We start from the raw sequence: 17434 nt of genomic DNA on the forward strand, positions 1-17434 counted from the left end.
GGATTATGCTCGTTTGTTTTCGCTTCACAAGGCCTCGCGTACAAACGAGCATTCCGCAGTGCGCGTCAGCCGCGCAGCGCCGCCGGGATGAGGTCCCCGTGCGCCGCGGTCAGCTCGTCGCACAGCTCCCAGATGCGCTCCACCGGCAGCGTCGCGGCGGTGTTCGGGTCCACCATGGCGGCCTGGCGGACCATGCGCGGATCGCCGGTCACCGCCGCCCGCACCGTCAGCTGGCCGACGTTCACGAACGAACGGTTGAGCGCCGCGCACTGCAGCGGCAGGTCACCGACGCGCTCCGGGCGTACGCCCATGCCGTCCACCACGCACGGCACCTCCACGGCGTACCCCTCGGGCAGGTTGGCGATCAGGCCGCGGTTGGCGACGTTGGCATGCACGCGCCGCATCGTGCCGGTGGTGATGCTGTGGATGACCTGCGGGGCGTACTCGGTGGCGTCGCGGCTGACGTCGAGCGGCTCGCCGGCGAGCACGGACGCGCGGGTGGCGTGGTACTCCTCGACGTTGTCCGCGCTGATCCGCAGATAGTCGCCGACGGGGATGCGCAGGCGCTCGATCTCCTCGTCGTGGCGCAGGTACCACGGCACGTACTCGCTGGAGTGCTCGCTCGTCTCGGTCGGGAAGTAGCCGAGCCGGCGGTACATGTCCATCCGTACGCGTCGCCGCAGGCCGGGGTCCTTCTCCAGGCGCTCGTCGAGGCGCGGGTAGAGGCTCTGGCCCCGGTGCTCCCACCGCAGCAGCCAGGCCTGGTGGTTGACCCCCGCCGCGCTGTAGTCCACTTCGTCCAGTGGCACGTCGATCAGCTTGCAGAGGTCGTGCACCGTCCAGAAGACGGAGTGGCACAGCCCGACCGCTTTCAGCTCCGGCGCGACCGCCGTCAGGTAGCCGATGTTCATCGCCATCGGGTTCGTGTAGTTGAGGAACCAGGCGTCCGGGCAGAGCTCGCGCATGTCCCGCGCGATGGCCTCCAGCACCGGGAAGGTCCGCAGGGCGCGGAAGATGCCGCCGATGCCCAGGGTGTCCGCGATCGTCTGGCGCAGGCCGTACTTCGCGGGGATCTCGAAGTCGCGCACGGTCGCGGCGTGCATGCCGACCTGGATGGCGTTGATGACGAAGTCGGCGCCGTCCAGGACCACCCGCCGGTCCAGGCTGGTCGTGATCCGCGGCCGCGCCCCGAGCTGGTCGGCCGTGCGCCGCGCGATCGCCTCGGCGGTCTCCAGCCGCTCGGGGTCGATGTCGTGCAGGGCCAGCGTGACGCCGCGCAGCTCGTCGAAGGAGAGGATGTCCGCCAGCAGCTCACGGGTGAAGACGACGCTGCCGGCGCCGAGGAAGGCGATCACTGTCATGGCGGGATTCTTGGCGTTGCGCCCCAAGCGCGCAAGGAATTCTGGTCATTCGCTTGGAAACGAACTACAGTGACTGCGCGTTTGATCAATACTCCTCGAAGAAGGGCGCGATGGCACCCAGTTCCCTGCGCCGTGCCGACCGGGTGTCGGCCATTCTGGAGCGAGTGGCCAGCCACGGCTCCGTCGACGCCGGCCACCTCGCCGGCGAGTTCCGGGTCTCCCCCGCCACGATCCGCCGCGACCTGCAGACCCTCGAGGACCAGCGGCTGCTGTCGCGCACCCACGGCGGCGCGGTCGCCGTCGACGTCGCGTACGAGCTGCCGGTGCGCTACCGCGTCGGCCAGCACCGCGAGGAGAAGGCTCTCGTGGCCCGCAAGGTCGCCGACATCCTGCCGAAGGGGCCGCTGACCCTGGGCCTCACCGGCGGCACCACCACCCACCTGCTGGCCCGCCTGCTCGCCGAACGCGTCGACCTGACCGTGGTGACCAACGCGCTGAACATCGCCTCCGAGCTCGCGCTGCGGCCCCGGCTGAAGCTCATCATGACCGGCGGGGTGTCCCGCACCCAGTCGTACGAGCTGGTCGGGCCGATCGCCGACCAGGCCCTCGCCGGCCTCAACATGGAGGTCGCGGTCGTCGGCGTCGACGGCATCAGCGCCCGCGGCGGCCTCACCACCCACGACGAGATCGAGGCGAACACCAACGCCACGATGATCCGCCGGGCCGACCGCGTCATCGTGGTGGCCGACGGCTCCAAGGTGGGCAAGGTGTGCCTGGCCGGCATCTGCGCCATCACCGACGTGGCGACGCTCGTCACGGACACCAGCGCGAACGCGGCGGGCGTCGACGCGATCCGGCGCACCGGCACCGAGGTCATCGTCGCGGGCTGACCTCCGGATCGGTCACGTCCGCGTACGTGCCCCGCAGCGCGGACACCGCCGCGTCCGCCGGCACCTGCAGGGCCACGCCGCGCTCGCCGGCGCCGAGACTGATCGTGCGGCCGCGGACGCGCTCGTCGGCCACCACCGGCCACGGGCGGGCCGCGCCGAACGGCGTGATGGTGCCGCGTTCGTAGCCGGTGACCTCCTTGGCGGTCGCCGCGCCCGGCATCGACAGGCGGTTGACGCCGAGCAGCGCGCGCAGCTTCGGCCAGGAGATCTGCCGGTCGCCGGGCACCAGCACGAACAGGTAGTCGTCGTCGGAGCGGCGTACCACCAGGGTCTTCACCAGATCGCGCACCTCGACGCCCTGGGCGGCGGCCGCCTCGGCGACGCTGCCCACCGGGCCGTGCCGCACCACCCGGTGCTCGATCCCGGCGGAGGTCACGGCGTCGACGGCGGTCACGTGATCACGATATCTCGGGCTCAGACGCGGACCGGAAGCTCCAGCGTGGCGCCGCGCATGATCGGCTGGATGCCGGCCAGCCCCTCCTCCCGCGCCCGGCGCAGGAAGTGCTCCAGCGGCGTCTTCTGCACCTTGTAGTCGTCGTTGTGGATCGGGATGGTCAGGCCCGGGCGGATGAGGCCGGCCGTGGCCACGCCCTGCTTGTCGTCCATGGTCAGCAGCATGCCCAGCAGCCGGGTGCCGCCGAGATGGATCAGCATCGCGTCGATCTCGCCGCACCGGCGCGGGATGTCCGCCAGGTGGCTGCCGTAGAGCGTGTCACCGGTGACGTACAGGCGAAGCCGGGTCCGGTTGTCGGTCTCGAGCTCCAGCACCGAGCCCATGACGTCGGGCAGCAGCCGGTCGACCGGACCCGGGCCGTGCCGTCCCGGCACGGCGGTGACCCGCAGCCGGTGCCCGCCGCGGGCCCACTCGTGGGTCTCCCACGTCGGCAGGCCCCGTACCTCGGCGAACCGCGTACGCCGCAGCCGGCGCTGCGCCTGCGGGGTGGTCACGATCGGCAGTTCGGGCGGCAGGTCGCGGCGCGCCTCCTTGTCGAAGTGGTCGCCGTGCAGGTGGGACAGGAGGACGGCGTCGAGCAGCCGCACGTCGAGGACGTCCAGCGCCGGGTCCTTCACGCGTTTCGTCCACGCACCCTTGCCCAGGTACACCCGGCTGCCGGCGAGCCCGAACGCGGGATCGGTGAGCAGGGTGAAGTCGCCCAGCCGCAGCACGGTCGTGGCGTTGCCGACGAAGGTCACGCTCGCGTTCACCGTCATCGTCGGGGCGTACCCGGTTATCCACATCTCAATCGACTCGAGTTGCGTCGATTCCTGCGTCGTTTATTGTGGGAGAGGCCGGGTACAGAGTGCGCTCGGCGAGAGGAATCACCATGACGATGACCAAGACGCGCGTACCCGAGAGCGGCACCACCCTGCTGCGGGACATGGCGGCCACCCCGGCCGGCCCGCGGCGGGCGGCGCTGCGCGACGAGGCGGTGCGGGTCTGGCTGCCGCTGGCGCAGCACCTGGCGCACCGCTACAGCGGCCGCGGCGAGCCCGACGACGACCTGCTGCAGACCGCGACGGTGGGCCTGATCAAGGCGATCGACCGCTTCGACCCCACCCGCGGCGTCGAGTTCGCCGGGTTCGCGATCCCGACCATCCTCGGCGAGATCCGGCGCCACTTCCGCGACCGCACCTGGTCGGTCCGCGTGCCCCGGCGCATGCAGGAGCTGCGCATGGCCATCACCGAGGCCGGCAACGCGCTCACCCAGACCCTGGGCCGCTCCCCCACGGTCGCCGACATCGCGACCCACCTCGGCACCACCGAGGAAGAGGTGCTCGAGGGACTGGAGGGCGCCCGGGCGTACAGCGCGGCGAGCCTGTCCACCCCGGTCACCGAGGACGGCGCGACGTCGCTGGGCGACACGTTGGGCGAGGACGACCACGAGATGCAGCTGGCCGAGCTGCGGATCGCGCTCGGACCGGCGATGGCGACCCTCGACGAGCGCGAGCGCACGATCCTGTCGCTGCGCTTCTTCGGCAACCTGACCCAGTCGGAGATCGCAGAGAAGATCGGGGTGTCCCAGATGCACATCTCCCGGCTGATCGCGCGGTCACTGGCCAAGCTCCGCACGGAACTCACCGCCGGCTGACCCAGCCTCCCGCGCGGCGCAGACCTCGGGCGGCGCAAGCCTCCGACTACGCGGGCCCGGGGCGGCGCGGGCCTCGAGCTACGCGCGGCGTGCGGGCTACGCGCGGCGTGCGGGCTACGCGCGGCGTGCGCGGGCCTCGGGCTACGCGGGCCTCGGGCTACGCGGGCTTCGGGCCGCGCGGGCTTCGGGCCGCGCGCACCTCGGGCGGCGCGGGCCTCGAACTACGCGCGGCGTGCGCGGGCTACGCACGGCGCGTGGTTGACTCCCGCGCGGTGCGGGCTCTCGGGCTGCGCGCGGCGCACGGGCAGGTTCCCGCACGGTGCGGGCTCGCGGGCCGCGCGCGGCTCCGAGTGCTCTGCGGGGCGTGCGTTGCAGCTCGGCTGTCCCATGGACCGTGCCTGGCTGGGCGTCGGGCCACGCCCGGCCGGGCGACGGATCCGGCCCGGCTGCATCCGCGGCCGGGCCGGATGTCGTTCACCCGTGGCCGGGCGATCACCCGAGCGACCTGAGCCGAGGGCGCGGTCACCTCCGGGAGATCATGAGCTGCGGCGTCCGGGTCGGCGAGCTGCTGCTCCACCGCCGCGGAGTGTGCCCCAGCGCCTGCGCGGTTCCGTATGCCGCGCGGCGACCACGGCATCAAGCGCTGGCGAGCCACTCACCCACGCCGGTCACCGCCAGGACCCGGGCCACCACTCCGCGCGCACCCTCCGCACGTACCAGGACGCCCGCGGCCCGCGCGGCGGTGCGGGCGCGGCTCAGGGCGGCGATGCCGGATGCGTCGAGGAACGTCACGCCGGACAGCTCGACGAGCACCTCACGGAGATCCGTACGGCGGGCCGCGGCGGCCACGGCCTTCTCGAGGTCGTCTGCACTCGCCAGATCCAGCTCGCCCGAGACGGCCAGGCGCATCATCCCGCCGTCGACGGGATGTTCGGCGATGACGAGCGGCGGCATCTGCATCGCTCAGCACTGTAGAGGGTCAATCCTTGCCATAGAGCAACGATTGCGCATCGACGCCGGTGGTCAGCCGCGCGTCTCCCGCTTCCTCGCCTCGTCCGACAGCCCGCGGGCGCGCTCGGCGATGTCGCCGGCCGTCTCCGTCATCGTGTCGGCGAGCCGGTGCAGGCGCTCGCCGGCCCCGTCGCGGCGCCGGTCCGCGCTGTCGTGCAGGCTCTGCTCGGTCTCCTCCAGCGCCATCGCGTTCAGGTGCATCAGGTCGGCGGCGCGGGCCGTCCTGTCGTGGTGTGAACCGCTCATGAGGCATGTCGTTACCCCATCGATCTTGCGTCAATCGTCCCGTCAGCCGCGTGCGGGCTGGGGGATCAGGCGGAAGCCCGTACCGGTGGCATGCAGCAGCAGGAACCGCGGCGTGGTGCGCGTACCGTCCGGGTTGAAGCTGATCGGCCCGGACAGGGCCGTCATGTCGGTCGCGGCGATCGCCTTGCGGACCGCCTCCCGGTCGGTCGTGCCCGCGCGGCGGACGGCGTCCAGCGCGACGGTCACCGCGTCGTACGCCTCGACCGTCGACGGGCCGGGCGCCGAGCCGACGGCCGCACGGTAGCGCTGCGACCAGGACGCGAGCTCCGGCATCAGCCCGGGCACCAGCAGCGCGGTGCCGTAGAGGTCCGCGATCTGGGCGCCGGACAGGCCGTCGAGCAGTGGCCCGTCGGTGGCGCCGTCGCCCACGACCACGATGCCGCGGTAGCCGCGGGCGCGCAGGTCGACGACGAGCTGGCGGGCCTCGGCGTAGTAGCCGGTGTAGTAGACGACGTCGGCGCCCGAGGCTCTGATCGCCTGCGCGGCCCGGCCGTACCCGGGCGCGCCCTGGCGGATCTCCCACTCCCCCGCCACGCCGAGCGTGCCCGACCGGCGGGCCGCCGCGACGGCCGACTCCGCGAGGGTCACCGTGAAGCTGGTGCCATCGTGCACCACCGCGAGCCGGCGCGCGCCCAGCCGGGTCATCCAGTCGGCGGCGAAGTCCGCCTCCGCGGTGACGGTGCCGCAGACCAGGAACACGCTGTCGTACTTCGGCGTCAGCAGGTCGGTGGAGTTCGACTGCGCGAGGACCATGGGTACGCCCGCAGCCCGGAAGATCTTCAGCGTCGGCACGGTGGCGCTGGAGCAGTACCCGCCCACGGACACGGTGACGTCCTGCGCGACCATGGCATGCGCGGCCGTGACCGCCGTACCGGCGTCGCAGGCGTCGTCGCCCACCACCAGCTCGACGCGGCGGCCCAGCACGCCGCCGCGGGCGTTGGCCTCGTCGACCGCCATCCGGGCGGCGCTGACCATGGCCTCGCCGGACGGGCTGCTGCGGCCGGTCAGCGGCACCAGCGTGCCGAGCCGGATCACCCCGGGCGCCGGCGCATCCGCCGTGTCCTGTCCTCCGGCACAGCCGGCCGCCGACGCCAGCACGAGGGCCAGCACGGCACCACAGAGCAGTCGCATGGCAGGCCCATCGGTCCGGGCGTGGCGTACCTGAGGAGACCATTTCCTTCACCCGGCCACCGGACTGCCGATCAAGCCCGGCGTGGTCGGGCACATCGGTGGATCTCTGCGGACGCGCGTCGCCGGTCTCGTGCGCCGTGGCGGCGGGACCACCGCGGCGCTGGCAGCCGTGCTGCTGGCGCTGGCCGCGTACGTGCTGCAGGGCACCGCGCACACCGGCCGGGCCACCGACGAGCAGCGGCACGCCCTGGCGATCGACGCGCTGTTCTCCGAGGCCCGTACGGCGATCGCCATGCAGGAGGTGAACCTGCGGCACTACCAGGTGGAGCCGTCGGTGGCCGTACGGCAGCGCTTCGACCAGGTCTCCCAGGTGGCCGACGCCGCGCTCACCCGGGTCAGCAGCGACGGGGACAGCCGGGTACGGGTCGACGCGCTGCGGCTGCGCGACGAGCAGCGGGCGTACCGGACCCTGGCCGTACGCCTCATCGACCTGATCTCCGACGGCGACCCGGGCCACACCCCGCTCGACCGGCTGGAGGTCACCCCGGCCTTCTACACGCTGCAGGACGACGCCGACCGGGTCGCGCGCGCCTACCACGAGGCCGCCCAGCAGCAGGTGGACGCGCTGCGCCGCACGCAGGTACGGCTGCTCGCCGGCACCGCCGTGGGGTTCGCCGCCGGGCTCGCGCTGGTCGCGATGATCATGCGCCTGGTCGTCGGCTACCAGCGGCGGCTCGTGGAGCAGGCCGACGAGAGCCGCCACCTGGCCCTGCACGACCCGCTGACCGGGCTGCCGAACCGGACCCTGTTCGCCGAGCGGCTGCGCGACGCGCTCGCGGACGCCCAGGCCGGCGGTCACCAGATGGCGCTGATGGTGGTCGACCTGGACGGCTTCAAGGCGGTCAACGACACCCTCGGCCACCAGGCCGGCGACCAGGTGCTGCGCGAGGCCGGCCGGCGGCTCGGCGCGGGCGTCGGCGACGCCGGCATCGTCTCGCGGCTGGGCGGCGACGAGTTCGCCGTGCTGCTGCCCCGGGTGCCCGGCGCCGCCGCGGCGACCGCGCTGGCCGAGAGCCTGGCCGGGACGCTGGGCCGCAACTTCGTGCTGGAGGACGGGCCGGCGGCCATCAGCGGCAGCCTCGGCGTCGCGCTGGGCCCGCTGCACGGCGCCGGCGACGACCTGTTCCGGCACGCCGACGCGGCGATGTACCGGGCGAAGGCCGGTGGCGGCGGGGTCGCGCTCTACGACGCCACCGCGGACACCGGCACGCCGGACCGCATGCAGCTCCTCGCGGAGCTGCGCGCGCTGCTCGAGGACGGCGACCCCGCGGGTCAGCTCGAGCTGCACTACCAGCCCCAGGTACGCCTCAGCGACGGCACGGTGACCTCCGTGGAGGCGCTGGTGCGCTGGAACCACCCCGTGCGCGGGTTGCTGCCCCCGGCGGCGTTCCTGACCATCGCCGAGACCAGCGGGCTGGAGGTCCGGCTCACCGGCCACCTGCTCACCCTGGCGGTGCACCAGGCGGCGGCCTGGCGGCTCGCGGGCCGCCCGCTGACCGTGGCGGTGAACGTCTCCCCGGGCTGCCTGATCGACCCGGGCTTCGTCCCGCAGGTCCTCGACACGGTCGCCGGCGCGGGCCTGCCGCCCTCGCTGCTGCGTCTGGAGCTGACCGAGACCAGCATCATGGCCGACCCGGCCAGCACCGTCCGCGCGCTGGGCCGGATCCGGGAGCAGGGCGTCACCGTGTCGGTCGACGACTTCGGCACGGGCTTCAGCTCGCTGGCCCAGCTGCGCCACGTGGCCGCCGACGAGCTCAAGGTCGACCGCATGTTCATCAAGGACCTGGGCAGCGACGACTCCGGCCGTACGCCGGACGCGGTGATGGTGCGCAGCGCCATCGACCTGGGCCACAACCTCGGGCTGAGCGTGGTCGCCGAGGGTGTCGAGGACGTCGCGGCGCTGCTGCGGCTGCGGGAGATGGCCTGCGACCACGCCCAGGGGTACGTGCTGAGCCGCCCGGTGCCCGCGACGGAGCTGCCGGCGGCGTGCGACCGGGCCGAGGCGATCGCCCGCGCGGCGTTCGCGGCGCCGGCGGCTGCCGCCGCGGGCAACGCTACGGGCGCCGGTAGATCGTGATCGAGTGGCCGACCTCGTCGACGGGGTCGCCGCTGGTGCGGATCAGCTGGGCCAGCGCACCCGTCGCCTTGGCGATCGAGCTGTCCGAGATGACGACGAGCCCGTGCACGTCCTCCATCTGCGCCCCGAGCGGGTTGCGCGCCTGGATGCCGTACGCCGCCGGCACGCCCGCGCCCTTGTAGACCAGCCACACCGGCTCGCCGGGGTAGCGCTCGCGGAGGTGGTCGGCGAGGCGCCCGAGGTCCTGCCCCCAGTCGACGTTCGAGTCGTGCAGCCGCAGGTGGGTCTTCGCGGGGCCGCCGAAGGCCTCGTTCGAGTACGGCAGGTAGTACGGGAACGTGCGCAGCGAGCTGACCGCCACGAACACAGCGAGCACGGCCGCGGTGACGTGCGCCCACCGCCACCTCACCAGCACCACCGCGGCCGCCGCCACCGCGAGGAACATCGGCATGAAGATGGCGTACCGGGTGCCGAAGTCACGCGCGCCGGTCATCGCGAACGCCAGCAGCACCGCGGGCGGGACCAGCACGTACGCCGCGGCGAGGCGCAGCCGCGGCAGGGCGAGCATCGTCACCGCGCCGGCGACCCAGAGGACGAGCATGCCCAGCGGGGTCTTCACCAGCAGCGCGGCGGGCAGGTAGTACCAGAGCGAACCCTGGTAGTGCCGGCCGAACAGGAAGCCGCTCCACGGGGCGTTCTCGAACGCGAACTGGATCCGCATCCCGTCGCGGTAGGACTGCGGCACGGGCAGCCAGTCGACCAGCAGGCCGCGGACGCCGTGAGCCGCGGGCAGGCCGCTCGGCGGCGTCCAGCGCAACCACGGATCGACGGCCAGGTAGCTCAGCCACACGACGGCCACCGCGGCCACCGCGATCCCGGCCGCCGCGGCGAGCGGCCGCCACGCTTCCCGCGGCCGCCGGCTCAGCACCGCCAGGGCACCGAGAACCATGATCACGGGTACGGCGGGCAGCACGCTCATCCGCGTCGCGATCGCGGCACCGAGCGCCACCCCGGCCATCGGCAGATACAGCAGGGGCCGCGCCCGGGCCCGCCACGTCAGCCAGACCGAGGCCAGCAGGAACGCGATCGCCGGCACGTCCAGCGTCGCCAGCGAGCCGTGGGTGATCACGTCCGGTGAGAACGCGTACAGGGCGAGGGCCAGCACTCCCCCGGCCGCGTTGGTCAGGTCCCGGGCGAAGGCGAACACCACCAGCCCGGTGAGCAGCGTCAGCACGATCATGGGCAGCCGGGCCAGGAACATCAGCTCGTACGGGTCGTTGCCGGCCTCGTACAGCACGTGCCGGCCCAGCTGGGTCTGGTCGCCGCGGAACCCCGGGTCGAGGTGCGGCCGGGCGAACGCGAGCCCGGCGGCCATGAGCAGCTTGCCCAGCGGCGGGTGCTCGGGGTTGAAGCGCACGCTGTGCTGCTCGAGGTACGTGACGGCGGTGCCGACGTACACCGGCTCGTCGATCGTCGGGGTCTGCTGCACCGCGGTGGTGATCATCGCGGCGGCCATCTGCCCGAGCAGCAGCACCACGACGGCGGGCAGCCACCACCGCCGCCGGGGGCGGTCGCGGCCGGCGGCCGGCATCGCGGTCGCGGGCTGGTCGAGGTCGGCGGCGGTCACCGGAGGAAAGGTACCCGGCCCGTCCGGCGGAGGGTGGGCCGGTCAGCCAGAGCACCGGAATGTCGCACATCGCAGGATCCTCGCTCCTCGCGGGCCCGGGCGCCGCCGAATTGCGGCGCGATCGACCCGGATCTATATTCGGCGCAACGATCACTCAGCGTGATGGGAGAACGACGATGTTCCTCCGATCGATGCGCACAGCGGTGGGCACGGCCCTGGTCGTCGCCCTGGCGGCCGGCTGCGGCGGCGTGGGCTCGTCCGGGTCGAAGTCCGGCAGCAGCGGGCAGGCGACGCTGACCATGATGGGGTTCGGCACCGGCGACGAGATCGCCAAGACGCGCTTCGACGCGGCCAACGCGGCGATCGCGCCGAACGCCGCCCGGGCGTCGGAGGGCAGCTTCAACGCCCAGCAGTTCCTCTCCGCGGTGGCCTCGAACACGCCGCCCGACCTGGTCTACATGGAGCGGCGCCTGCTCGGGACGTACGCGGCCAAGAATGCGATCAAGCCGCTGGCGGACTGCGTCGAGCGCGAGAAGATCGACATGGGCCAGTTCCGTCCGGCCGCGGTCGCCGAGGCCACCCTCAACGGCAAGCTGTACGGCCTCCCGGAGTTCTACAACAACCGGGTCGTGATGATCAACGACGCCGCGTTCGCCGACGCGGGACTGGATCCGGCCGCGTTCTCCACCGCCGACTGGCGCCGGCTCTCGGCGGCCGCCACCCGGCTGACCTCGATCGACGGCGGCAAGCTGCGGCGCATCGGCTTCGACCCCAAGCTCCCCGAGTTCCTGCCGCTGTGGGCCCGGGCCAACGGCGCCGCCCTGGTCAGCGACGACGGCCGGACCGCCCGGCTGAACGACCCGCGGGTGGTCCAGGCGCTGGAGTTCACCGTCGGGCTGATCAAGGCGCAGGGCGGCTGGGCCTCGTTCAAGTCGTTCCGGGACTCGTTCGACTTCTTCGGGGCGAAGAACCAGTTCGCCGCCGACCAGCTGGGCGCCTTCCCGATGGAGGACTTCTACCTCAACGTGCTGGCCGAGAACTCGCCGAAGGTCGAGCTGACGGTCACGCCGTTCCGGGGCGTCGACGGGCGGCCGGTCGACTGGATCACCGGCAACGCGTGGGCGATCCCCGCGAAGAGCCCGCATCCGGACCTGGCCTGCAAGTGGATCAAGACGATGACCGACAGCGCGACGTGGATCGCGGCGGCGAAGGCCCGCGCCGCCGCCCGCAAGTCCGAGGGCAAGCCGTTCACCGGCGTGTTCACCGGCAACAGCAGGGCCGACGAAGTGATCTTCAAGGACGTCGTGCAGCCGAGCGGCAACCCGGCGTTCGACGCGGCCGTGCGGACCGTCCTGCAGACGCAGGAGGCCGGGGTCGCCGAACCGCTCACCGCCGCCGGCGAGGAGTTCAAGGCCGCCTGGCAGGACGCGGTCAACCGGGTGCTCGACGGCAAGCAGCAGCCGGCTCAGGCGCTGGCCCAGGCTCAGCAACAGGCGCAGGCCGCGCTGGACCAGGCCAACCGCGGTTCCTGAGATGACCACGACGCGCCGCCGGGAGGCGCTCGCCGCGTACGGGTTCCTGTCGCCGTGGATCATCGGCTTCCTGGTGTTCATGGCCGGTCCGATGGTGGCCAGCCTCGTGCTGTCGCTCACCGACTACGACGTGCTGACCAGCACGCAGTTCGTCGGGGCGGACAACTACCGGGAGCTGTTCGCCGACGACCGGGTCCGGCGCAGCCTCGCCAACACGCTGATCTACACCGTGCTGCACGTACCGCTGACGATGGCGGTCGCGCTGGGCCTGGCCATGCTGCTGGCCCGCGCCGGGCGCCGGTCCGCCGGCTTCTTCCGAACGGTCTTCTACCTGCCGACGGTCACCCCGAAGGTGGCCGTCGGCGTGCTGTTCCTGCTGCTGTTCAACGGTCAGGCCGGGCTGGTCAACGAGACGCTCGCGCGGGTCGGCATCGACGGGCCCGACTGGACCGTGGACGGCGCGTGGATCAAGCCGGGCCTGGTGCTGATGAGCGCCTGGAGCCTGGGCAGCACGGTCATCATCTATCTCGCCGCGCTGCAGAACGTGCCCCGGGACCTGCACGAGGCGGCCGAGATGGACGGCGCCTCCCCGTGGGCCCGGTTCCGCGCGGTGACCGTACCCATGATCAGCGGGGCGCTCTTCTTCACCCTGATCATCAACACGATCAGCAGCCTGCAGACCTTCGACGAGGTCTACACCGCGTTCTACGGCAGCGCCAACCAGCAGACGTACGGCAACGACGCGGCGCTGTTCTACGTCGTCTACCTGTTCCAGCAGGCGTTCCAGTTCCTCCACATGGGATACGCGTCGGCGCTGGCCTGGCTGCTGTTCCTCATCATCGTGGCCATCACGCTGGTGCAGGTACGGCTCAGCCGGCGCTTCGTCTACTACGAGAGCGAGTGAGGCGCCCATGACCGCGCTGCAGGAGCCGCAGGCCGTGACCACCCCGGCCGGTGCGCCGGACCGGCGGCCCGGGCGCCGCCGCCGGCACCCGTGGGTGCTGTGGACCGCGCTCGCCGCGGCCGCCGTGGTGTTCGTGTACCCGTTCCTCTGGCTGGTCAGCGCGTCGCTGAAACCGCGGCCGGAGGTGTTCGACAACCGGCTGGTCCCGCAGCACTGGGCGCCGGGCAACTACGTGACGATCTGGTCGGCGGCGCCCGTGCTGACCTGGCTGCTCAACAGCGTGGTGGTGGCGCTCGCCGCGGCGGTGGCCGTGACGATCTCCAGCGCGATCGTGGCGTTCGGGTTCGCGTACTTCCGCTTCCCCGGGCGCAACGTGCTCTTCGCGCTGGTGGTGGGCACGATGATGCTGCCGGGCGCGGTCACGATGATCCCGACGTACCTGATCTGGAACGAGCTGGGCCTGGCCGCCACGCAGGTGCCGCTCTGGGCGGCCAACCTGTTCGGCAGCGCCTTCTACATCTTCCTCATCCGGCAGTTCTTCCTCGGCGTACCCCGTGAGCTGTTCGAGGCCGCCCGCGTCGACGGCGCCGGCTACTGGCGGCTGTTCTGGCGCATCGCCGTGCCGCTGTGCAAGCCGGCGCTGATCGTGGCGTTCGTCTTCGAGCTGCGGGCGAGCTGGTCGGACCTGCTCAAGCCGCTCATCTACCTGCGCGACCCGGCGCTGTTCACGATGCCGCGCGGGATGAAGGCGATCCTCGACCAGTTCGGCCAGGCCGGCGAGGCGCGCTGGGAGGTCGTGCTGGCGGGCGCGGTGATCACGACCGTACCCATGATCATCGCGTTCTTCCTGTGCCAGCGCTACTTCGTCGAGGGCGTCGCGACCCAGGGCCGCAAGGGGTGAGCCGCGGCTAGGCTCGGTGGCATGTGCCGAAACATCCGCCAGCTGCACAACTTCGAGCCGCCGGCCACGCCCGACGAGGTGCACGCCGCCGCCCTGCAGTACGTCCGCAAGGTGGCCGGCGCGACCAAGCCGTCGCAGCGCAACCAGGCCGCGTTCGACCGGGCGGTCGAGGCCGTCGCCGCCGCGACCGCCGCGCTGCTCGACGAGCTGGTGACCGCCGCGCCGCCCAGGGACCGCGAGACCGAGGCCGCGAAGGCGAAGGAACGCGCCCGCATCCGGTACGCGTCCTGACGCTCATCCCCGCCGGATCGTGACGCCCAGCAGCGTCAGGTACCACGGCGAGGACGTGAAGCCCGGCCCGGTCTCCTCGCCGATGTACGCGTCGATGTGCTTGTTCCCGCCCAGCCCGGGGGTGAACTCGTCGGTGACCGTCCAGCGGGCGTCCCGCAGCGCCGCGCACACGGCGGCGGCCGGCCGCGAGCCGTCGTCGGCGTGCCCGCAGTCGGCGATCCGGAAGTGGACGCCGCGCGCCAGCACCCCCGGGTCCGCCGCGGCCGACACGAACGGGCGCAGCGCCCGCCCACCGGTGTCCCGGGGCCTGGTGTCGAGCCAGAAGCCGATGTCGTACGACCAGTTCAGGTACGCGCCGCCGGCCGTACGCCCGGTGCCCTCCTCCTCGACCGCCGCGACGAAGTCCTCCTTGTAGCTGCCGAGATCGTCGTCGCCGTGGGAGCAGTCGAGCCCCCGGCAGCCGGTGACGGGAGCGGGGTCGCCGGAGTGGTAGTCCTCCACGGCCGTGTAGTAGACGGTGATCTCCCAGCCGCCGCTCAGCACGGGCGCGGTCACGACCGGAAGCCGCAGGGCGGGCGCGCTGCTCGGCGGCGCCGCGCTCGGTGCCGCCGCCGTGGAGGTGGTGACCTCGGCGGGTCGCGAGCTCGGCGACGCCACCGGCCCGGAGTCCTGTCCACACCCCGCCAGCAGCAGCAACCCCGTCACCACGGCCGCCCGTCGCACCCTGGGAAGTGTCTCAGCCACCCCGCCGCGCCGAACCCAATTTCAGCCTTGCCTTATATAAGTTCAGCCTGATAGCTTCGGCCGGTGCACGCGTTCGACGTGCTCGGGGACCCGGTCCGCCGCCGCATCCTGGAGCTGCTCGCCGACGGCGAACAGCCCTCCGGCGCGGTCACCGAGGTGATCCGGGCGGAGTTCGGGATCTCCCAGCCGGCCGTCTCCCAGCACCTGCGGGTGCTGCGCGACAACGGCTTCGCCACCGTGCGCCCCGACGGCGCCCGGCGCCTGTACGCGGTGGACGACACCGCGCTGCGCGAGGCGGACGCCTGGCTGAGCCGGTTCCGGCGGTTCTGGACGCCGCACCTCGACGCGCTGGCCACCGAGGTGGCCCGCGGCAAACGGCAGCGGCGCCTCGCCGCCCGCGACGACGACACCACGGGAGAACACCCATGATCGACGTGAAGCAGCAGATCAGCGACGTCCGCCGCTGGGTCGGCAACCGTACGCTCGAGGCCGGCGAGGCCCGCGTCCTGACGATCAGCCAGGCCTACGACACCGACCGGGACGACCTGTGGGACGCCGTCACCACGGCCGAGCGCATCCAGCGGTGGTTCCTGCCGGTCAGCGGCGACCTGCGTGAGGGCGGTACCTACCAGTTCCAGGGCAACGCGGGCGGCACGGTCTCGCGCTGCGACAAGCCGAACGGCTTCTCCGCGACGTGGGAGTTCGGCGGCCAGGTGAGCTGGGTCGAGGTCCGGCTCAGCCCCGAGGGCGACGGGCGTACGCGCCTCGAGCTGGAGCACGTCGCGCACGTCGCCGACGAGTTCTGGGACCAGTACGGCCCGGGGGCCACCGGCGTCGGCTGGGACGGCGCGTTCCTGGGCCTCGCCAACTACCTGACCGACCCGTCCGCGACCCTCGACCCGGAGGCGGCGATGGCGTGGGGACTGTCACCGGAGGGCAAGGAGTTCCACCGCCTCAGCGCCGGCTCCTGGGCCGAGGCCGCCATCGCCGCCGGGGACGAACCGGAGCAGGCCCGGGCGAGCGCCGACCGCACGTACGGGTTCTACACCGGCTCCTGACCTCACCCGGAGAGCCGCCGGCCCGGCCCGTCGTCCGCGAGGAGCGCCACCAGGTCCTCGCGGGCGCGGGCCACCCGAGACCTGATCGTCCCCACCGGACAGTCGCAGACCTCGGCCGCCTCCGCGTACGACAGCCCCAGCACCTGCGTCGCCACGAACGCCTCCCGCCGCTGCGCGGACAGCCCGCCGAGCAGGTCCCGTACGGCGACGTCGTCCTCGAAGCCGCGGCGGCCGGTTCCGGTCGCGGCGTCCGCGGCGGCCTGCCAGTCGGCCACCGCGGCGATCCGCGGCCGGGCCATCGCCGAGCGCACGTGGTCGACGGCGACCCGCCGCGCGATCGTGAACAGCCAGGTCCGGGCGCTGGAGCGGCCCGCGAAGCCGGGCAGGCTGCGCAGCGCCCGCAGGTACGTCTCCTGGGCGAGGTCGTCCAGCTCGGCCGGCCCGGCGAGGTGGTGCAGGAACCGCCACACCTCGCGCTGGGTGGCCCGGACGAACGCCGCCGCCGCGTCCGCGTCCCCGCGGCCGGCGGCGAGCGCCCACCCGGTCACCTCGTCGTCGATCACTCCGTCGCAGGCTCGGCCGCCGCCGCAGCGGCACCGGACGCGGCCTGGGCCCGCCGGTACGCCAGCAGCCCCAGCACCAGCCCGGCGAGCCCGAGCACGATGCCCGCGACGCCCGTCCACGTGCCGCCGCTGCCGTCCTCGTCGTCGCCGTCGTCCGCGACGGCGGCCACGGACGGGCCGGGAGCCGCGGCCGGCGCATCGGCGCCCGGCGCGCCCGCCGGGGTCAGCTTCAGCACCGGCGCGGGCTTCTCCGGCTCGGTGCCGTCCGTCGCCGGCTCGTCGATCCACCGGACCACCGTGCCGTCCGAGTACGTCTGCAGCGCCTTGAACACCACCTGGTCGACCTCCGGCAGCGGGCCCAGCGACACGTCGAACTCCTGGAACTGCCCGGGCTTGATCGCCGCGTCCCCCGCCGCCGTCCAGGTGATCTTCGAGACGGCCTCGCTGATCTGTGCGCCGTGCGCCTCGATCGGCTTCGCGAGCTTCGACTTCTGCGCCACCATGGTCCAGCCCGCGACGGGCTTGAGCGACACCGAGGCGAACGGCGTGTCGGTGGGCAGGTTCACCTCGACCTTGGTGGTGGCGGCCGAATCCGTCTCGTTCGGCACCCGGAAGGTCACCTTGGCGTACCCGCCCTGGACCGCGGTGTTCGGGTTCACCGTCACGTGCGCGGCGGCGGGGACCGCCAGGGCGAAGGTGCACGCGGCGGCGATCCCGCCGACCACGCCCGAACGCTTCAACAGGGACATCTGGAGGCCTTTCCGACTCGGATCCGCCCGGCCGGGGCGCCGGGCACGGTCATTGGTCGGGGCCTCGGGGGGAAAAGTT

At 72.9% G+C, this 17434-nt stretch carries 19 protein-coding genes; 9 read left to right on the forward strand and 10 right to left on the reverse strand.

What is annotated here, in order from left to right; all coding sequences use genetic code 11:
- Positions 1–65: 65 nt before the first annotated feature.
- On the reverse strand, positions 66–1361 hold the full coding sequence (locus COUCH_RS23315) for an alpha-glucosidase/alpha-galactosidase (protein ID WP_249607314.1): 1296 nt from the start codon (positions 1359–1361) through the stop codon (positions 66–68).
- A 110-nt stretch (positions 1362–1471) separates the two neighbouring features.
- On the opposite strand from COUCH_RS23315, the gene COUCH_RS23320 reads away from it, so the two are divergent.
- Complete coding sequence (locus COUCH_RS23320; protein ID WP_249607315.1) at positions 1472–2251, forward strand: DeoR/GlpR family DNA-binding transcription regulator; 780 nt, start codon at positions 1472–1474, stop codon at positions 2249–2251.
- Here COUCH_RS23320 and COUCH_RS23325 read toward each other — a convergent pair.
- Together COUCH_RS23325 and COUCH_RS23330 are read right to left on the reverse strand one after the other, a co-directional pair.
- Positions 2235–2705, reverse strand: coding sequence for an aminoacyl-tRNA deacylase (locus COUCH_RS23325; protein ID WP_249607316.1), 471 nt, complete (start codon positions 2703–2705; stop codon positions 2235–2237). The genes COUCH_RS23320 and COUCH_RS23325 overlap by 17 nt on opposite strands.
- Before the next feature lie 20 nt (positions 2706–2725).
- Positions 2726–3523 carry an MBL fold metallo-hydrolase gene (locus COUCH_RS23330; RefSeq protein WP_249607317.1) on the reverse strand — a complete coding sequence of 266 codons (798 nt, stop codon included), beginning with the start codon at positions 3521–3523 and terminating at the stop codon, positions 2726–2728.
- A gap of 113 nt (positions 3524–3636) precedes the next feature.
- Between COUCH_RS23330 and COUCH_RS23335 the strand changes: the two genes are divergently transcribed.
- Positions 3637–4401 carry a SigB/SigF/SigG family RNA polymerase sigma factor gene (locus tag COUCH_RS23335; protein ID WP_249607318.1) on the forward strand — a complete coding sequence of 255 codons (765 nt, stop codon included), beginning with the start codon at positions 3637–3639 and terminating at the stop codon, positions 4399–4401.
- A gap of 636 nt (positions 4402–5037) precedes the next feature.
- Here the strand turns inward: COUCH_RS23335 and COUCH_RS23340 are convergent.
- From COUCH_RS23340 to COUCH_RS23350, 3 genes are all read right to left on the reverse strand, one after another.
- Positions 5038–5361: an STAS domain-containing protein gene (locus COUCH_RS23340; RefSeq protein WP_249607319.1), complete on the reverse strand. Its 324-nt coding sequence runs from the start codon at positions 5359–5361 to the stop codon at positions 5038–5040.
- Positions 5362–5424: 63 nt separating this feature from the next.
- Entirely contained in the window at positions 5425–5658 is a 234-nt protein-coding gene (locus tag COUCH_RS23345) for a hypothetical protein (protein WP_249607320.1), read from the reverse strand.
- 42 nt (positions 5659–5700) lie between these two features.
- Complete coding sequence (locus COUCH_RS23350; RefSeq protein ID WP_249607321.1) at positions 5701–6849, reverse strand: branched-chain amino acid ABC transporter substrate-binding protein; 1149 nt, start codon at positions 6847–6849, stop codon at positions 5701–5703.
- Between the two features lie 82 nt (positions 6850–6931).
- Between COUCH_RS23350 and COUCH_RS23355 the strand changes: the two genes are divergently transcribed.
- Positions 6932–8986: a putative bifunctional diguanylate cyclase/phosphodiesterase gene (locus COUCH_RS23355; protein ID WP_249607322.1), complete on the forward strand. Its 2055-nt coding sequence runs from the start codon at positions 6932–6934 to the stop codon at positions 8984–8986.
- Here the strand turns inward: COUCH_RS23355 and COUCH_RS23360 are convergent.
- The gene (locus COUCH_RS23360; RefSeq protein WP_249607323.1) at positions 8964–10613 is read right to left on the reverse strand and encodes an ArnT family glycosyltransferase; all 1650 of its coding nucleotides are present in this window, start codon (positions 10611–10613) and stop codon (positions 8964–8966) included. The two genes, COUCH_RS23355 and COUCH_RS23360, sit on opposite strands and share 23 nt — an antisense overlap.
- Before the next feature lie 176 nt (positions 10614–10789).
- Between COUCH_RS23360 and COUCH_RS23365 the strand changes: the two genes are divergently transcribed.
- The 4 genes from COUCH_RS23365 to COUCH_RS23380 are packed head-to-tail and all read left to right on the forward strand — an operon-like array spanning position 10790 to position 14241.
- Positions 10790–12145 (forward strand): extracellular solute-binding protein, encoded by a 1356-nt coding sequence (locus tag COUCH_RS23365; RefSeq protein WP_249607324.1) that lies wholly within the window; start codon positions 10790–10792, stop codon positions 12143–12145.
- A 1-nt stretch (position 12146) separates the two neighbouring features.
- Positions 12147–13049, forward strand: a complete 903-nt coding sequence (locus COUCH_RS23370) for a carbohydrate ABC transporter permease (RefSeq protein ID WP_249607325.1) — start codon at positions 12147–12149, stop codon at positions 13047–13049.
- 7 nt (positions 13050–13056) lie between these two features.
- Positions 13057–13950, forward strand: coding sequence for a carbohydrate ABC transporter permease (locus tag COUCH_RS23375; protein ID WP_249607326.1), 894 nt, complete (start codon positions 13057–13059; stop codon positions 13948–13950).
- 21 nt (positions 13951–13971) lie between these two features.
- A complete protein-coding gene (locus tag COUCH_RS23380; protein WP_249607327.1) occupies positions 13972–14241 on the forward strand; it encodes a DUF2277 domain-containing protein in 270 nt (89 codons plus the stop codon).
- Positions 14242–14244: 3 nt separating this feature from the next.
- Here COUCH_RS23380 and COUCH_RS23385 read toward each other — a convergent pair whose 3' ends face one another.
- Entirely contained in the window at positions 14245–14964 is a 720-nt protein-coding gene (locus COUCH_RS23385; protein ID WP_249607328.1) for a hypothetical protein, read from the reverse strand.
- An 84-nt stretch (positions 14965–15048) separates the two neighbouring features.
- Between COUCH_RS23385 and COUCH_RS23390 the strand changes: the two genes are divergently transcribed.
- Both COUCH_RS23390 and COUCH_RS23395 read left to right on the forward strand, forming a co-directional pair.
- Positions 15049–15414, forward strand: coding sequence for an ArsR/SmtB family transcription factor (locus COUCH_RS23390; protein WP_249607329.1), 366 nt, complete (start codon positions 15049–15051; stop codon positions 15412–15414).
- Positions 15411–16043 carry an SRPBCC family protein gene (locus COUCH_RS23395; RefSeq protein WP_249607330.1) on the forward strand — a complete coding sequence of 211 codons (633 nt, stop codon included), beginning with the start codon at positions 15411–15413 and terminating at the stop codon, positions 16041–16043. Before COUCH_RS23390 ends, COUCH_RS23395 begins: the two co-directional genes overlap by 4 nt.
- Before the next feature lie 2 nt (positions 16044–16045).
- On the opposite strand, the gene COUCH_RS23400 is transcribed toward COUCH_RS23395, so the two are convergent.
- Both COUCH_RS23400 and COUCH_RS23405 read right to left on the reverse strand, forming a co-directional pair.
- Positions 16046–16606, reverse strand: coding sequence for a sigma-70 family RNA polymerase sigma factor (locus tag COUCH_RS23400; RefSeq protein WP_249607331.1), 561 nt, complete (start codon positions 16604–16606; stop codon positions 16046–16048).
- A complete protein-coding gene (locus COUCH_RS23405; RefSeq protein WP_249607332.1) occupies positions 16603–17355 on the reverse strand; it encodes a YcnI family copper-binding membrane protein in 753 nt (250 codons plus the stop codon). The genes COUCH_RS23400 and COUCH_RS23405 overlap by 4 nt, the downstream gene beginning before the upstream one ends.
- Positions 17356–17434: the final 79 nt, after the last annotated feature.

Origin of the sequence: Couchioplanes caeruleus (assembly GCF_023499255.1) — a bacterium.
GTDB lineage: Bacteria > Actinomycetota > Actinomycetes > Mycobacteriales > Micromonosporaceae > Actinoplanes > Actinoplanes caeruleus_A.

Bases quoted from the DNA above. Each gene is read 5' to 3' on its own strand.
- COUCH_RS23315 (WP_249607314.1), bottom strand. From the start codon at position 1,361: ATGACAGTGATCGCCTTCCTCGGCGCCGGCAGCGTCGTCTTCACCCGT.
- COUCH_RS23320 (WP_249607315.1), top strand. From the start codon at position 1,472: ATGGCACCCAGTTCCCTGCGCCGTGCCGACCGGGTGTCGGCCATTCTG.
- COUCH_RS23330 (WP_249607317.1), bottom strand. From the start codon at position 3,523: ATGACGGTGAACGCGAGCGTGACCTTCGTCGGCAACGCCACGACCGTG.
- COUCH_RS23335 (WP_249607318.1), top strand. From the start codon at position 3,637: ATGACGATGACCAAGACGCGCGTACCCGAGAGCGGCACCACCCTGCTG.
- COUCH_RS23340 (WP_249607319.1), bottom strand. From the start codon at position 5,361: ATGCAGATGCCGCCGCTCGTCATCGCCGAACATCCCGTCGACGGCGGG.
- COUCH_RS23345 (WP_249607320.1), bottom strand. From the start codon at position 5,658: ATGAGCGGTTCACACCACGACAGGACGGCCCGCGCCGCCGACCTGATG.
- COUCH_RS23350 (WP_249607321.1), bottom strand. From the start codon at position 6,849: ATGCGACTGCTCTGTGGTGCCGTGCTGGCCCTCGTGCTGGCGTCGGCG.
- COUCH_RS23365 (WP_249607324.1), top strand. From the start codon at position 10,790: ATGTTCCTCCGATCGATGCGCACAGCGGTGGGCACGGCCCTGGTCGTC.
- COUCH_RS23370 (WP_249607325.1), top strand. From the start codon at position 12,147: ATGACCACGACGCGCCGCCGGGAGGCGCTCGCCGCGTACGGGTTCCTG.
- COUCH_RS23375 (WP_249607326.1), top strand. From the start codon at position 13,057: ATGACCGCGCTGCAGGAGCCGCAGGCCGTGACCACCCCGGCCGGTGCG.
- COUCH_RS23380 (WP_249607327.1), top strand. From the start codon at position 13,972: ATGTGCCGAAACATCCGCCAGCTGCACAACTTCGAGCCGCCGGCCACG.
- COUCH_RS23395 (WP_249607330.1), top strand. From the start codon at position 15,411: ATGATCGACGTGAAGCAGCAGATCAGCGACGTCCGCCGCTGGGTCGGC.
- COUCH_RS23405 (WP_249607332.1), bottom strand. From the start codon at position 17,355: ATGTCCCTGTTGAAGCGTTCGGGCGTGGTCGGCGGGATCGCCGCCGCG.